Raw genomic sequence first — 16034 nt, forward strand, 5'->3', positions numbered from 1 at the left:
GCTGTTCTGTCCCTCTTCCCTTACTTCGCAGCCGCGAGCTCGGCGGCCTTGTCGGCCGCGCCGTCCATGGTGTCCACGCGCTGGACCAGCGGGTGGTTGGCGTCGGAGAGGATCTTGCGACCCAGCTCGGCGTTGTTGCCGTCGAGACGGACGACCAGGGGCTTGGTGACTTCCTCGCCCTTGTCCGCGAGCAGCTGCAGCGCCTGGACGATGCCGTTGGCGACCTCGTCACAGGCGGTGATGCCGCCGAAGACGTTGACGAACACGGACTTGACGTCCGGGTCGCCCAGGATGATCTCCAGTCCGTTCGCCATGACGGCCGCGGACGCGCCGCCGCCGATGTCGAGGAAGTTGGCGGGCTTGACGCCGCCGTGCGCCTCACCGGCGTAGGCGACGACGTCCAGGGTGCTCATGACGAGACCCGCGCCGTTGCCGATGATGCCGACCTCGCCGTCGAGCTTGACGTAGTTGAGGTTCTTCGCCTTCGCGGCGGCCTCGAGCGGGTTGGCCGACGCGTGGTCGACGAACTCCTCGTGTCCCGGCTGACGGAACTCGGCGTTCTCGTCCAGCGACACCTTGCCGTCGAGGGCGATGACGTCACCGGAGGCGACCTTGGCCAGCGGGTTGACCTCGACGAGAAGGGCGTCCTCCTCGATGAAGGTCTTCCACAGCGTCACGAGGACGTTCGCGACCTTGTCAGCGACCTCGGCCGGGAACTTTGCGGCCGCGACGATCTCGCGGGCCTTCTCGGGGGTCACACCCTCGTTGGCGTCGATCGGCGTCTTGGCGACGGCGTCCGGACGGGTGGCCGCCACCTCCTCGATCTCCATGCCGCCCTCGACGGACGCGATGGAGAGGAAGGTGCGGTTGGCTCGGTCCAGGAGGAAGGAGACGTAGTACTCCTCCAGGATCTCCGGGGCCGTCTCGGCGATCATCACCTTGTGGACCGTGTGGCCCTTGATGTCCATGCCGAGGATGTTGGTGGCGTGCTCCACGGCCTCGTCGGCGGAGGCTGCGAGCTTCACGCCGCCGGCCTTGCCGCGGCCGCCGACCTTCACCTGGGCCTTGACGACGGACTTGCCACCGAGACGCTCGGTGGCTGCGCGGGCCGCCTCAGGCGTGTCGATGACTTCACCGGCCAGCACCGGTACATCGTGCTTGGCGAAGAGGTCCCTCGCCTGGTACTCGAACAGGTCCACGCGCTTCCGTCCCTATCAGTGATCTCGCGGTTCGTTGTCTGCGTGGGCGTGCCGCGAGGGCAACGTGACGTCCGACCGCTGTCTGTCACAAGGGAGGCGCACACGGTGTCCGAGCGCGCGGCATGTCCGTCTCGCAGGTTATCGCTGCTTGCAGGAGGCCCCTAAATCGAGGGTCACACCTGAGCGGTGATACCTGTCACATGATGCCGGGATCACTGACACCGAGTGCCGCCTGTGAGGCGGGGCAGAGGCCGCGGGGAAGGGCCTCACCGGGTTGGGGTTGGCCCGGTGAGGCCCCCTGAACAGCCCCTCAGGGGCTCAGGGCGGCCGGCCCCCACCCCAATGGGGACCGGTCCACCCCGACCGTGAGGGTTCGGCCGGACGGACCGAAAGGCTTTCGGCCGTCCGAGAACCGTTCACCTCACGGAGTCGATGGGTCGAACCGGCGACGCCGAATATGCGACGCCGGAAAACGGGACGACGGAAACGGGGCGACGGAAACGGGACGAGACGACGGATACGAGACGACGAATGCGAGGAGGCCGGACGCCAAGGCGAGGGGCGGCCTCGATCGAGCGGGCGGGCGGGCGGGGCAGCGCGGGGCAGCGCGGAGAGCGCCGCTCCGGCTAACCGGGGAAGACCGGGACGTCCCGGTACCTGTCCTGCGGCTCCACGACGTCGGAATCGGCCCCACCGCCGAGCGCGGGCTGCAGCGCCGGCCGATGGCAGGGCGTGACGACGGCATGCGCGTCACCGTGCCGTGCGACACCGCTGTCGGACGCCGGCCCGCCGGCCGGATCGCCGCCGGACGGTCCCTGGTGCGCCGGAGAGGACGGGGGCGACGGGACGGCCGGGGGCCCGCTGCGGGCGGGCGCGACCCGGTGAACGGCACGCATCGAGCCGCCGACCACGGAACCCACCGGCCCGTAGGCCGACGTGTCCGCCGCCGCCACGGCCGCCGCTGCCATAGCCGTCGGCGCCGAGCCCGTTCGAAGGCGGGCCGCCCTCCGAGCCACGGGCCCCTTCCCACCCGGCGCCGACGCCGACGGTGTCGGGGCCGGGGTCGGGGCCGGGGCCGGGGCCGGGTCCACGACAGTCCCCTCCGCACCCTCGGCAGGGGGCGTCCCCACCGGCGACGGCGGCGAGGGAAGAGCCGGGACATCAGGAAGGTCGGGGAGGCCGGGGAGGCCGGGGAGCGCAGGAAGACCCGGCACCGCCGGCAACCGGACCGGCAGCGAGACAGACAGCCGGACCTGGACCGGGGCCGGGGGCGGAGTCGGGGCCAGGACAGGAGGCCGGGCCAGGAAAGGAGTTGGGGCCGGGGCCTGGTCCGGGGCTGGGGCTGGGGCTGGGGCCCGGACCGAGGTCGGAGCCGGAGCCGGAGCCGACGCCGAGAGCTCGGCGATGAGCGCGGTCGGTGTCGGCACGCCCTCCGCCGCATGCGCCTGGCCACCGCAGAGAAACCCGAGCGCGGACAACCCGGCCACCAGCAGCGCGAGTTGCAGCGCATGCCGCCCGACCGCGGTGCGCAGGAAGCGCAGAGCGGCGACAGACAGGGCGGTGGGCCAGGTCAAAGGGGACGTTCTTCCCGTGCGGCGACAGCGTGGCCCCGATCCTCGCACGCGTGTCCCGCGGTAGCGCAAGCCCCCGTTACCGATGGGTATCCGTGCCCTCGCGCCCTCACTCGATGTCCGGCACGGGCAGCGGACGTTTCTCTATCGCCGCTGCCATGACCTCCGGAAACAGGTCGGGGGTGCACGCGAACGCCGGTGCGCCCAGCGCCGCGAGGGCGGCCGCGTGCTCCCGGTCATAGGACGGCGCGCCGTCGTCCGACAGCGCGAGCAGCGCCACGAACTGCACGCCCGACGCCTTCATCGCCGCGACCCGCTTGAGCATCTCGTCGCGTATGCCTCCCTCGAACAGGTCGCTGATGAGCACCACCACCGTCTCCGCGGGCCGGGTGATCTGCGACTGGCAGTAGGCGAGCGCCCGGTTGATGTCGGTGCCGCCGCCGAGCTGGGTGCCGAACAGAACGTCCACCGGGTCGTCGAGCCGGTCGGTGAGGTCGGCGACCGCCGTGTCGAAGACGACGAGCCGCGTGCTGATCGACCGCATCGAGGCGAGCACGGCCCCGAACACCGAGGCGTACACGACCGACGACGCCATCGACCCCGACTGGTCGATGCAGAGGATCACCTCCTTCTTCATGGACTGCGAAGCCCGCCCGTATCCCACGAGCCGCTCCGGCACGACCGTCCCGTGTTCGGGCAGATAGTGCTTCAGGTTGGCGGCGATCGTGCGGTTCCAGTCGATGTCGTGGTGACGCGGTCTGCTGACGCGCGCGCTGCGGTCCAGCGCGCCGGTGAGCGCGGTCCGGGTTCGGGTGGCGAGCCGCTTCTCCAGGTCCTCGACGACCTTGCGGACGACGGCTCTCGCCGTCTCCCTCGTCGTCTCCGGCATCGCCTTGTTGAGGGAGAGCAGTGTGCCGACGAGATGCACGTCGGCCTCCACCGCCTCCAGCATCTCCGGCTCCAGCAGCAGCGCGGACAGCCCGAGCCGCTCGATGGCGTCGCGCTGCATGACCTGCACGACGGAGGAGGGGAAGTACGTCCGGATGTCCCCGAGCCAGCGTGCCACGGACGGCGCCGAGGCCCCCAGTCCCGCCGTGCGCTCGCGCCCGGCCTGCTTGCCCTCCCCCTTGCCGTAGAGCGCGGTGAGCGCCCCGTCCATCGCCGCGTCCCGGCCGGAGAGCGCGTGCCCGGTGCCGTCCGCCGCCTCACCGCCGAGCACCAGCCGCCAGCGCCGCAGCCGCTCCCGCCCGGCGTCCGTCGGGGCCGCGTCGTTCACCGTCATGCCCCCACCCCCGCAAGCGCGCCGCCGCCCGTCTCACCGTCGGCCTTCACGCCGCCGGCCCTCGCACCGTCGCCCCTCCCGTAGTCGCCCATCCTGTCGTCTGCCGCCCCGTCATAGGCCGTCCCGTCAGAGGCCGTCCCGTCAGAGGCCGTCCCCTCGCGTGACGTCACGTCGCGTGCCATCCCTTCTTCTGCCGTGCCGGGGTCCGGGTCTTCTGCCGTGCCGGGGTCCGGGCCCAGGCCGAGTAGCAGCCGTATCACAGGGAGCACGGCGTCCGCCCGTCGCTCGTCGAGTCCGGTCGCGAACCCGGGCGTCCCGGCGTGCGCCGCCGGCTCCCTCCCCCGCTTCCCCGGACCGCGCCGGACCAACTCGCCCAGCGTTCTGCGCACTCCGGGCTCGTAGGCGGAGAACGTCCGCCGCAGCAAGGGCAGCACGTCCGTGAACACATCGGCGGGCACCGTCGTGAGCCACCCGTCGACCAGCGCGAGCAGCCGTTCGTCGTGCACGAGGAGCAGTCCGCCCCCGGACCCGCCGCCCACGAACCCTTCGATCCAGGCGGCCGCGTCGCCCGGCGGCGTCCCGGGCGACAGGGCGAGCCCCATGACCCGCGCCGCCTCGCCGGGCTCCAGTTCCCCCTCGTCCAGGAGAAGCCGCACCGCGCGGCCCCGCACGACGCCGGGCACGCTGTCCCGCCGGGACAGCACCCGCAGCACGGCACGCCAGCGGGCCGGAAGGTCCACGTGCTCGTCCAGCATCCCCACGGCCCCGTGCACCGCGTCCACATGACGGCGCATCCGGTCCGCCGCGTCCGCGTCCAGCGAGACGCAGGCCGGCGGGAGGCCGACGAAGATCCGTTCCGCGAGGCCGGCCGCCACCTCCGCCAGCGCGCCGGTGTCGGTGCCGCGCACGTCGCCGTAGCGCAGGGAACGGGCCAGCGCGGGCAGGGCCTGCGCGAGGTGGCCGACGTCCGTGTCGAGGGCCGCCCGGTCGGCGAGGACGCGCATCACCGTCGGCAGCGCGTCCGGCAGCGCGGCCAGGAGGCAGCGCTCGGCGAGCTCGGTCACCTGGGCGAGCCCGCCCGCGGCTGCGGCGTCCGTCTCCGCCTTGGCGGTCGCCGCGGCGAGCACGGTCGTCCCCCACACCCCGGCCTCGGCGACCCGCACGGCCAGCTCCGGTTCCCACCGCAGCCGCCAGGTCTCCCGGAACGTCCCCGTGCTGCCGTGCGAGGCGGCCGGCTCGCCCCACTCGACGCCCAGCAGCCGCAGCCGGTGCAGCAGCCTGCTGCGCTCGGCGTCGTTCTCCTTGCGCAGATCGAGCGCCAGCTCCCGCTCCGCCGCCTCCGGTCTGAGCCGCAGCCGGCGCTGCAGGCGGTCGAGGTCGCGCTGCAACGGCACCGCGGGCGCGCCCGCCGGCACCTCGCCCAGCACGTCCCCCACGACGAGCCGGTCGCGCACCAGGGCCAGCGGGACGTCCGAGCCCTCGCACAGCACCGCGCGCACGGCGTCGGTGGTCTCGCTCAGACCGGGCAGCGGCCGCCCGCGCAGCGCGGCCAGCGTCTCGGCGAGCCGGACCGCCTCGATGACGTGCGCCGAGGACACGATCCGGTCCTCCTCGCGCAGCAGGACCGCCACCCTCGTCAGCCAGCGCTCGACCGGCCGGTCCCGCGACGCGAACAGATGGGCGTACCAGCCGGGCGCGTCGATCCCCGCGCCGTACCCGCCGGCCCGCGCCAGCCTGCGGTGGGTCCAGGGCACCCAGGTAAGGTCGGCCCTGACCTTCGGCAGGCCCTTGAGGAGCGCCCGGTCGGCCGCGAGGGCGACCTTCCGGCGCAGGGCGGGCACATGCCACGCCCCGCACACCACGGCCACGCCGTCCGCCCCGAACTCTCTTTGTGCCGACCTCAGTTGGATGCGCATGTACGCCTCCCGCACGAGGTCCCGTCCGTCCTCGGGCGTCGCCGCGTCGCGGTCGTACGTCTCGCGCAGGGCCCCCATCGCCTCCTCGAGCGCGGCGAACGGCGCGAACGGGTCCTTCGTCCCGGTGGCCCGGTGCTCGACGACGTCCTCCCACCAGCGCTCGGGATCGTCGTACCCGGCGACCTCGGCGAGCGTCCCCAGCGGGTCCCTCCGCAGCCCGTCCCGGCCCCCGTCGACGCCCCCGCTCCCACGGCCCCCGTCGACGCCCCCGCTCCCACGGCCCTCGTCGTCGGCCCCGCTCCCGTCGGCGTCTCCCGGCCCGTCCGCCGAAGCCTCCGCACGGCCGGACCCCTGCCCGACGCCGGACCCCCCACCGGCGCCGGCTCCCCCTTCCCCGCGTTCAACCGTCCTTCCTCGGTCCGGGGCCGGGCCGTCCCCGAGCCCCGGCGTCCGGACCGCGCAGCCCCCCTCGGCCTCCGCGCTCTCCGGCCTCCCCTCTGCCTCGCCGCTCCCCTCTGCCTCTTCTGCCTCTTCTTCTGCCTCCTCTGGCTCTTCGTGCCTCTGCCACGCCAGCGTGTGCGTGGCCGGGAGGTCGATGAAGCGGGCGGGCACCCCGTGTTCCAGGGCCCAGCGCAGTGCGACCCACTCCGGGGAGAACTCGGCCATCGGCCAGAACGACGACCGGCCCGGTTCGTCGACGGCGTGGGCGAGGAGAGCGACCGGCGGCCGCATGTCCCCGTCCGCCGCCAGCGGGATCAGCACGTCCGCCTCCGGCGGCCCCTCGATCAGCACGGTGCGGGGCCGGGCGGCCTCCAGGGCCGCCCGTACCGCGCGCGCCGATCCCGGCCCGTGATGACGCACCCCGAGCAGCAGCGGTCGCCCGGCGGCGGCCGGGTCCGGGCCGCCGCCCTCGGAGGCCGCCGCCTCTTCCGCGCTCACCGGCGCGGCCACTTCGTGTCGTCGCTCACAGCCGCCCTCCCCTCCTCACGGGTCCCCGCCCAGGTCGTCGCATCGCTGTTCACGCGCTCACCTCCCGGCAGGCTCGGTAGAAGTCGGTCCAGCCTGCGCGCTCCCGCACGACCGCCTCCAGGTACTCCTGCCAGACGACCCGGTCGGCGGCCGGATCGCGGACGACGGCCCCGAGGATGCCCGCAGCGACGTCCGCCGACCGCAGCACGCCGTCGCCGAAGTGGGCGGCCAGCGCGAGGCCGCCGGTGACGACCGAGATGGCCTCGGCGGTGGACAGCGTGCCGCTCGGCGACTTCACCTTCGTGCGGCCGTCGGAGGTGACGCCGTCACGCAGCTCCCGGAAGACCGTCACCACCCGGCGGATCTCCTCGAAGCCGTCCGGGGCGGGCGGCAGGTCGAGGGAGCGGCCGAGTTGGTCGACGCGCCGCGCGACGATGTCGACCTCCGCCTCCACGCTCTCGGGCAGCGGGAGCACCACCGTGTTGAAGCGCCGGCGCAGCGCGCTGGACAGCTCGTTGACCCCGCGGTCGCGGTCGTTGGCCGTGGCGATGAGGTTGAACCCGCGGACGGCCTGCACCTCCTGCCCGAGCTCCGGTATCGGCAGCGTCTTCTCGGAGAGGACGGTGATCAGCGTGTCCTGTACGTCGGCCGGGATCCGGGTCAGCTCCTCCACCCGGACCGTGGCACCCTCCGCCATGGCCCGCATGACGGGGCTGGGCACCAGCGCGTCCCGGCTCGGCCCGTGCGCGAGCAGCTGTGCGTAGTTCCAGCCGTAGCGGATGGCCTCCTCCGGCGTGCCCGCGGTGCCCTGCACCAGCAGCGTCGAGTCGCCGCTGACCGCCGCGGCCAGGTGTTCGGAGACCCAGGTCTTGGCGGTGCCCGGGACCCCGAGCAGCAGCAGCGCCCGGTCGGTGGCGAGGGTGGTCACGGCCACCTCGACGATGCGGCGCGGGCCCACGTACTTCGGCGAGATCGCCGTGCCGTCCGGCAGGACGCCGCCGAGGAGATAGGTGGCCACGGCCCACGGCGACATCTTCCAGCGGGCCGGACGCGGCCGGTCGTCCTGGGCTGCGAGCGCGGCGAGTTCGGCGGCGAAGGCGTCCTCCGCGTGCGGGCGCAATGCCTCCGCAGGCTCGGTGCCGCTCGGTTTCTCGGACGTCGGATCTACGGACACAGACATGGCTGAGGCCCCCTCCAGCTCGGCCGGTTCGGATCTGGTGTCCACCGTGCACCACGCCACTGACAATGCGATCTGACCTGGGAAAACGCGCTCGCAGCCGCTTTCGCCGGAGGCGCGGCGGACCGATTGTCAGTGGGGGGATCTACCTTCGATGACATGACTCAGCAGGGGGTGCGCTGGAGCGTGGACCAGGTGCTGGCACTGGCGCCTGACTCCGCGTCACGCAAAGCGGGGAGCAAACTCGGCGCGGCCGGGCCGTGGTCCGGGACGGGCACGTCGCAGGAGGGGGCGGTGTGGGGGCTGTGCAAGGGCAGCGGCAGCGCGCCGTACCGGACGGTCGTCGACGTCGTGGGCGGCTCCGGCGCCGCCGGCCCGGCGTACAAGTGCAGTTGCCCGAGCCGTAAGTTTCCGTGCAAGCACGCGCTCGGGCTGCTGCTGCTCTGGTCGGCCGGGGAGGGATCGGTGCCCGCCGGACAGGCGCCGGACTGGGCCGAGCAGTGGCTCGCCGGCCGCAGGCGCGCACAGGAGAAACGCGAGGCGGACCCGGCGGGTTCCGTGCCCGGCCCCGCCGACCCGGAGGGGGCGCGCCGCCGAGCGGAGCGCCGCGCCGAGCGGATCACCGCGGGGGCCACGGACCTGGAGGAGCGCCTCGCCGATCTGCTGCGGTCGGGCCTGGCCACGGCCGAGCAGGCGGGGTACGGGCTGTGGGAGGAGACGGCCGCCCGCATGGTCGACGCGCAGGCCCCCGGGCTCGCCTCGCGGACAAGGGAGTTGGGGGCCGTTCCGGCCTCCGGGCCGGGCTGGCCGGTGCGGCTGCTGGAGGAGTGCGCGCTGCTCCATCTCCTGGACCAGGGCTGGCTGCACCGCGAGCGGCTGCCGGAGGCCCTGGCGGCGACGGTCCGCACCCGCGTCGGTCTGCCCTCGTCCCCGCAAGGGCCGCCCGTCCGGGACGACTGGCTGGTCCTCGCCCAGTACGACAGGACCGACCCGAAACTGACGACCCGCCGCATCTGGCTGTACGGCGCCGGCTCGGGCCGCACGGCGCTCCTCCTGTCCTACGGCGCCGCGGGCCGCGCCCCCGAACTCACCCTGCCCGTGGGTCTCGTCCTGGACGCCGAGCTGTCCGCCCACCCGGGGGCGGGCGGCCCGCGTGCGTCCCTCGGCGAGCAGTTCGCACCGCCCGCGCCCTCCGGCGCCCGGCCCCCGGGCATCACTACGGCCGAGGCGACCGCCCGGTACGGCGAGGCCCTGCGGGAGGACCCGTGGCGGGAGTCCGTGCCGGTGACGCTGGACGACGTCATACCGGTCCCGGACGGCGACTCCTGGCAACTGGCCGACGCCGTCGGCGACACGGCACTGCCCCTCACTCCCGCCGTGCTCTCCCGCCCCGGCCTGTGGCGCCTCGTCGCCCTCTCGGGCGGCGCCCCCGTCAAGGTCTTCGGCGAGTGCGGCCACCGCGGCTTCACCCCTCTGACGGCCTGGCCGACGGGCCCCGGAAGCGCGGTGCGCCTGTGCTGAAACGCCCCGACACGACCGCACCGACGACACCGACCACGGCGACGGCCAAGGCCACCATCACCATCACGGCCACGACCACCATCACGGCGACAGCAGCGCTCACGGCAACAGAAGGGAGCCTCATGAACGCCGGCTCGTCCCTCCCCCGGTCGCCGACCTGGGAGGACCTGGTCACCGCGGCCCTCCTGGGCACCGACCGCCGTACGCCCCCGGGCACGCCCCCCGGCCGGAGCGCGCCGTCGGCCCTGCTGGACGCCGCGGCCGCGGAGACCGTCCGCCGACGGGCCGGCCTGCGTCCCGGCCCCGCGGCGCCGCGCCCGCGACCGGCCCCCGAGGACCCGCGTCCCCCACTGCCCGCCGCCGCGGCCCGCAGGCTCGCCCTGCTCCTGGCCGACCGCCCCGGCACCGCGCAGGGCGGCCGAAGGGGGACCTCCCCGGACCTCATAGAACTGCTGCCCCAGTGGCTGGCGTCGGTGAACGACCGGGGGTTCGCCGCGCCTCCCGAATCCCTCCCCGCGCTGCTCGACGCGGCACGCGCGCGGACGGACCTGCGTCCGGCGGCTCTGCGGTTCGCGGGCCCGCGCGCGTTGTGGCTGGCCCGGCTCAACCCGGACTGGCGGTTCGCCCTGCGCGCGAGCCCCGGGAGCGGCATGGCGCTGCCGGGCCCGGAGGAGACCCTGCGCGTCGAACAGCTGTGGCAGGAGGGCCTGTTCGCCGAGCGCGTCTCGCTCCTCGCGGCGATCCGCTCCCGTGACCCGGACGCGGCGCGCGAACTGCTCAAGGCCACCTGGCCGACGGAACGCGCCGAGGACCGGCTGATGTTCCTCGACTCGCTGCGCACCGGCCTCGGCCCGCGGGACGAGCCGTTCCTGGAGCAGGCGCTGGCCGATCGGAGCCGCAATGTGCGGGCCACGGCGGCGGAGTTGCTGTCGGCGCTGCCGCAGTCGGCGCTCGCCGCGCGGATGGCGGTCCGGGCCGGCGCCTGCGTGGCCGTCGACCACACCCTGGACACGCCCACGCTCCTGGTGGAGGCGCCCCACGAGTGCGACGCCGCCATGGAACGGGACGGGGTGTCGCCCAAGCCGCCGTCCGGCCGGGGCGAACGGTCCTGGTGGCTCGGCCAGCTGGTGGAGGCGGCCCCGCTCGCCGGTTGGCCGGCACGGCTGGGCGGCCGGACACCGGAGCAGATCGTCGCGTTGCCGGTGGCCGACGACTGGCTGGGCGAGCTGCACGCGGCCTGGTGCCGGGCCGCGGTGCGACAGCGGGACGCGGACTGGGCGCGGGCGCTGCTCGGGCCGCCGTCGGCGCCCGGAGCGGGCGGGCCGGGCGCGGTCTCGCTCGCCGAACGGGCGAAACTGCTGGGAACCCTGGGGGCGGCCGAACGGGCCGAATGGGTCGCCGGATTCATCGCGGCGCACGGCCTGTCGGAGGCGTTCCAGCTCCTCGGGATCTGTGCCGTGCCGTGGGCCGCGCCGCTCGGCGGAGCCGTGGTGGACGCGCTCAACATCGCGCGGGACGCGGGCAGTTACCCCTGGAGTTTCAGCGGTGTGATGGGCCTCGCCGAACGCTGTCTCGACCCTTCGGAGGCGGCCCGGCTCGACGCCCTCCTGGCCGTGCCGGACGAACCGGAAGACGCCTCCCCCGGCGCGGGCGGCTACTGGGCGGAAGCCTTCCAACGCCTGTGCAGGACGCTACGGCTGAGAGCGGCGATGACGGCGGAACTGGAGATCCGTGCCTCCGCGCCGTGCGGCGCTCAGTAGAAGGCGCCGCCCTTCGGCCCAAGGCCCCGCCCTTCGGCCCGGAGAGGAAGCCAGGATCAGGAACCCGAATGCGGTCACGGAGCGCGGATGCGGTCACGGAGCCCGAAGGCCGTCGCGGAGCCCCCGCAGCCGTGGCCCCTGTCAGGCTCCCGCGGGCTGGCGCACGTTGGCCCGTACCCACTCGACGATGGACGCGGTGGTCGTCCCCGGAGTGAAGATCTCCGCGACCCCCTTCTCCTTCAGCGGCGCGATGTCCGCCTCCGGGATGATCCCGCCGCCGAAGACCACGATGTCCTCGGCCTCGCGCTCCTTCAGCAGCTCGATCACCGCGGCGAAGAGCGTGTTGTGCGCCCCGGACAGTATGGACAGACCGATCGCGTCCGCGTCCTCCTGGATCGCGGTGCCGACCACCTGCTCGGGCGTCTGGTGCAGCCCGGTGTAGATGACCTCCATGCCGGCGTCGCGCAACGCGCGCGCGATCACCTTGGCCCCGCGGTCGTGGCCGTCGAGCCCCGGCTTGGCCACCACCACGCGGATCGGACCGCCTGCCACACCCATCACTGCCTCCATGAAGCGACTGCGTCCATCGTCCACCGCCCGCACACCGCGTGCCAGACGGCCCGGGAAGTGAACGCACGTTATCGCCGACATCCCCCAACCGGCAGTTTCGCGATGCGGGCCGAGGGGGAAATCACACGGGAGGGACACGTTCACCGCGCACCGCTCCCCCCAGCCCACGGGGGAGCAGTCGCACCGGGAGCCGCGTCGAGGTCGCGGTACCGCCGAGCGCCGCGGACAGCGCCGCGTGGCGGTACGGCGGATCGGCAGGCACGATGGTCATGTAGGGCAGGTAAGGCACGACAGCGGGAGCCTCATCGCCAGTACCGGCAGGGATCCCGTCACGTCGATCGGTGCGACCGGGTGTCATGAGAGCCGTACACCCCCCACGCCGCAGGCCTCACTCGTCACACACCCTGTCGTGCCCGATCGACCTCCTCGACCGCGACTTCCACGAGGGCACACGGGGGACAGAGAAGTCCTCAGCGTGCCGACAGGAGGTCGGCCATGAAGGTCACCCGGGCCTTGCAGCCCATTCTTCCGTTGTGTCAGCGTCTGCTGCCGGACATGCCGAACCTTCCCGGCCTTCCCGTCTTCCCGGCCTTCCCGAGCTTCCCCAGCCTTCCGGGTCTGCCGAATCTCCCGAGCCTGCCGAGCAGGCTGGCCGGTTTCTCCGTGGCCCTCCTCAAGGCGACCGCCCTGGACCTCGCGATCCTCGCCGGGCATCTGCTCCTGTACCCCTCCGGGATCGCACAGGAGCGCCGCTGCCCGGTCCGTCCCGACCTCCCCGGACCGGCGTCCGCCGGAGAGCCGACGCGCCTGCCCGCGCAGGCCGCGCCCCCGGTGGTGCTGCTGCACGGCTTCATCGACAACCGTTCCGTGTTCGTCCTGCTGCGCCGCAGCCTGGCCCAGCACGGCAGGCACCGGGTGGAGTCGCTGAACTACTCGCCCCTGACGTGCGACATACGGACCGCGGCCGAGCTCCTCGGCCGGCACATAGAGGAGATCTGCGAGCGCACCGGCAGTCAGCAGGTCGACGTGGTCGGGCACAGCCTGGGCGGTCTGATAGCCCGCTACTACGTACAGCGGCTCGCGGGCGACGCCCGGGTGCGGACGCTGGTGACGCTGGGCACCCCGCACTCCGGGACCCGGGTGGCGCCGCTGGCGAACGCGCACCCGATCGTGCGCCAGATGCGCCCCGGCTCGGAGCTGATCGAGGAACTGGCCCGGCCCGCGCCGGGCTGCCGTACGCACTTCGTCAGCTTCTGGAGCGATCTCGACCATCTGATGGACCCGCTGGAGTCGGCCTGCGTCGACCATCCGGACCTGCTGGCCCAGAACGTCCGGGTGACCGGCATCGGCCACCTCGCGCTGCCCGTCCACCCCGCCGTCGCGACCGGCATCCGGCAGGCCCTGGACACCGAACGCGCGGGGACCCCGGCCGACGTCGCCGGAACCGCCCCCCGGAGCGGCGGCCTCACGGTGGCCTGACGGCGTCCCGAAAGCGCTCACCCGCCCCCCGGGTGCGCCTCCAGCGCCACAACGACGCTCCCCCGGCACCCCTGCATCATCGAACGCTATTCGAACCTAGGGCCAAACTCGCGCCCCTCGCCCCCGAAACACGGCCGAATGCCCTTTTCCTTCGGGCGCGAAACCTGCAGAAGATTGTCGTGCCCGCGTACTGCCGGGTACAGTCGCCGCACTGCTCTGGCAGCCCCTGTCGTCGGCGAAAGAGAAGTTGGTGAACGACCGTCACCCGTCGGGAGTCATGACCACCCCGGCACCGGCTTCCGACGCCGCTTCGGCGCCCTACGCGTCGCACGGCACCCAGGAAGCCCAGTACGACGGCTTCACCACGTTCCACGGCTACGAGACCGGCGCCTTCGAGGCCGGGACGCATTCCGGCGGCCATCTCGCGGCCGACCCCCTCTTCGGTGAGCTTCCGGGCGACGGCACGGCCCCCGCCACCGGCGCATACGACGGCACGCGGTGGCACGCGGGCACCCACCAGGCCATGGACACGGGCAGTCACCAGACGCTGAACTACGACGGTTACGCCGCCCAGCACCACGCCGCCTACGACACCGGCGTCTATGACGCGACCGCCTGGTCCGGCGAGCACCAGCACCTGTCCGCCGTGCCCCAGCAGGCGACGGCGCCGGACGTCAGCGGCCAGTGGGACGCGAGCGCCTGGCTGCAGCCCGACCAGTCCGCGAACCCCGCCGACCGGACCCAGCAATGGGAATGGGGCACGCAGGTATTCGACACCGGCGCGTACGACGCCACGCAATGGAACTCCGACGGCGGCGAGAACACCGGTGAGAACACCAGTGCCGACGGAGCCGCAGACGCCTACGAACAGCAACCCGCAGAGGTCCCGTTCGACCAGCAGGCCACCGCCACCTTCGAACAGGTCGCGCACGGCGAGCCCGGCGACGACGGCGAACTGCCCGACGACGCCCCCGCCCTCCTCGACGACCAGGAGGAGACGGCCCCCGCACCCCTCGGCCGTGCGGCCGCCCGCAACGCGACCCGCTCCCGCCGCCGGATGCCCGCCAAGCGCTCCGCGCTGCTGACGGTTGCCGTGCCCTCGGTCTGCGTGATGGGCGTCGCCGGGATCGCCGCGGCCTCGGTCGGCTCGCTGACCGGCGGCGAGGGCAAGGAGACCACGGCCTCCGCCGCGGACGCGCAGCCCGTGAAGCCGTCCGCCGCCAACAACAAGCTGGACAGCCAGCTGGAGACCCTCAGCGCCGGGGCCGACGACTTCGCCGACCGGGCCAGCCGCACGCAGGAACGTATCGACCTCAAGGCGCAGCAGGAGGCCGAGCAGAAGAAGGCCGCCGCCGAGGCGGCCCGCAAGGAGCGGCTGCGCCCCAAGTACGCCCTCCCGGTCGCGCAGCACGGCCTCAGCGCCTACTTCGGCCAGGCCGGCATCAACTGGATGTCCCAGCACACCGGCATCGACTTCCCGGTGTCCTACGGCACCACCGTGATGGCGGCGACCGACGGCACCGTACGGACGCAGTGGAACAGCGCCTACGGCAACATGCTGATCCTCACCGCGAAGGACGGCACGGAGACCTGGTACTGCCACCTCTCCAGCTACCGGGTGCCCTCCGGCACGAGCGTCAAAGCCGGCGATCCCATCGCGTACTCCGGGAACTCGGGCAACTCCACCGGCCCGCACCTGCACTTCGAGGTCCGGCCGGCCGGCGGCTCCGCGATCGACCCGCTGCCGTGGCTGCGCAGCCACGGACTCAACCCGACGTGAGCGCCTGCCCGTAACCGCGCCCTTCGCGCTCCCGGCCCCACCCACCGCCCCACCACGCCACCGCGCCCCCACCGTCCAGGCGGGGGCGCGTCGTTGCACGCGCTGCTGCTCGTCCGCTAGTGATCTGGTCTTGAGTTCACGTCTCACCACGTGAGTCGCGGTTCGTTTCAGATTTCGGCTCGGGCGGTGACAGCGGCTGGTGGCTGCGGTCTGCTGGAGGAATGGGGGACAGCAGGCTGCAACCGCTGGTGTTGTCCGAGGACGAGCGGCTGGTGTTGCAGGGGTGGGCCAAACGGCGGACCACCGCGCAGGGTCTGGCCAAGCGGGCACGGATCGTGCTGGCCTGCGCGGACGGGCTGAACAACACCGCGGTGGCCGCGCGGCTGGACACCGATCGCGGGACCGTGAGCCGGTGGCGGACCACATTCCTGCAACGCCGTCTCGACGGCCTGTCCGACGAGCCGCGTCCCGGCGTGCCCCGCACCATCACCGACGCCCAGATGGAAGAGGTGGCGGTGCGCACGCTGGAAGAGGCGCCCGACGGCGCCACCCACTGGTCGAAGCGGGAATTGGCCCGGCGGGTGGGGATCTCACCGACGAGCGTGCTGCGGATCTGGCGGGCCTTCGGGCTGCAGCCCTGGCGCACGGAAACCTTCAACCAGGTCGAGCGGTGGTTCGCCGAACTCGGGGTGCCAGTAAGAACCGTGTCACCAGCCGCAAACGGCGGTGATCTTGCGCGGGCGTCACCCGTGTGGGTGAGTCCGGCGCCGTACGGCTGCGGTGTGTGAAGCCCCGCGAGGACGATCGACG

Annotated in this window: 10 protein-coding genes; 5 read left to right on the top strand and 5 right to left on the bottom strand. The window is 73.5% G+C overall.

From position 1 onward, the window contains the following. Nucleotides 1-20: 20 nt before the first annotated feature. The 4 genes from sucC to Sri02f_RS22150 all read right to left on the bottom strand — a co-directional run bounded on the left by sucC (nucleotide 21) and on the right by Sri02f_RS22150 (nucleotide 8117). The gene (gene sucC, locus Sri02f_RS22125) at nucleotides 21-1199 is read right to left on the bottom strand and encodes an ADP-forming succinate--CoA ligase subunit beta (RefSeq protein WP_109003037.1); all 1179 of its coding nucleotides are present in this window, start codon (nucleotides 1197-1199) and stop codon (nucleotides 21-23) included. A 1680-nt stretch (nucleotides 1200-2879) separates the two neighbouring features. Continuing rightward, the gene (locus Sri02f_RS22135; RefSeq protein ID WP_109003039.1) at nucleotides 2880-4052 is read right to left on the bottom strand and encodes a VWA domain-containing protein; all 1173 of its coding nucleotides are present in this window, start codon (nucleotides 4050-4052) and stop codon (nucleotides 2880-2882) included. Further along, a complete protein-coding gene (locus Sri02f_RS22140) occupies nucleotides 4049-6841 on the bottom strand; it encodes a DUF5682 family protein (RefSeq protein WP_373865117.1) in 2793 nt (930 codons plus the stop codon). Before Sri02f_RS22140 ends, Sri02f_RS22135 begins: the two co-directional genes overlap by 4 nt. A gap of 145 nt (nucleotides 6842-6986) precedes the next feature. Further along, nucleotides 6987-8117 (bottom strand): ATP-binding protein, encoded by a 1131-nt coding sequence (locus tag Sri02f_RS22150; RefSeq protein WP_109003040.1) that lies wholly within the window; start codon nucleotides 8115-8117, stop codon nucleotides 6987-6989. A 156-nt stretch (nucleotides 8118-8273) separates the two neighbouring features. Here Sri02f_RS22150 and Sri02f_RS22155 point away from each other — a divergent pair, with 156 nt between their 5' ends. Both Sri02f_RS22155 and Sri02f_RS22160 read left to right on the top strand, forming a co-directional pair. Continuing rightward, nucleotides 8274-9635 (top strand): SWIM zinc finger family protein, encoded by a 1362-nt coding sequence (locus Sri02f_RS22155; RefSeq protein ID WP_109003041.1) that lies wholly within the window; start codon nucleotides 8274-8276, stop codon nucleotides 9633-9635. 122 nt (nucleotides 9636-9757) lie between these two features. Beyond that, complete coding sequence (locus tag Sri02f_RS22160) at nucleotides 9758-11395, top strand: DUF5691 domain-containing protein (RefSeq protein WP_109003217.1); 1638 nt, start codon at nucleotides 9758-9760, stop codon at nucleotides 11393-11395. A gap of 141 nt (nucleotides 11396-11536) precedes the next feature. Here Sri02f_RS22160 and icmB read toward each other — a convergent pair whose 3' ends face one another. Further along, a complete protein-coding gene (gene icmB, locus Sri02f_RS22165) occupies nucleotides 11537-11953 on the bottom strand; it encodes a coenzyme B12-dependent isobutyryl CoA mutase small subunit (protein WP_109003042.1) in 417 nt (138 codons plus the stop codon). Nucleotides 11954-12460: 507 nt separating this feature from the next. Here icmB and Sri02f_RS22170 point away from each other — a divergent pair. From Sri02f_RS22170 to Sri02f_RS22180, 3 genes are all read left to right on the top strand, one after another. After that, on the top strand, nucleotides 12461-13444 hold the full coding sequence (locus Sri02f_RS22170; RefSeq protein WP_109003043.1) for an esterase/lipase family protein: 984 nt from the start codon (nucleotides 12461-12463) through the stop codon (nucleotides 13442-13444). A gap of 277 nt (nucleotides 13445-13721) precedes the next feature. After that, nucleotides 13722-15224, top strand: a complete 1503-nt coding sequence (locus tag Sri02f_RS22175; RefSeq protein ID WP_245970722.1) for a M23 family metallopeptidase — start codon at nucleotides 13722-13724, stop codon at nucleotides 15222-15224. Between the two features lie 221 nt (nucleotides 15225-15445). Continuing rightward, entirely contained in the window at nucleotides 15446-16012 is a 567-nt protein-coding gene (locus Sri02f_RS22180; protein ID WP_245970723.1) for a helix-turn-helix domain-containing protein, read from the top strand. Nucleotides 16013-16034 lie beyond the last annotated feature (22 nt).

The sequence above is a fragment of the Streptomyces rishiriensis genome, assembly GCF_003112535.1.
Taxonomy (GTDB): Bacteria; Actinomycetota; Actinomycetes; order Streptomycetales; family Streptomycetaceae; genus Streptomyces; species Streptomyces rishiriensis.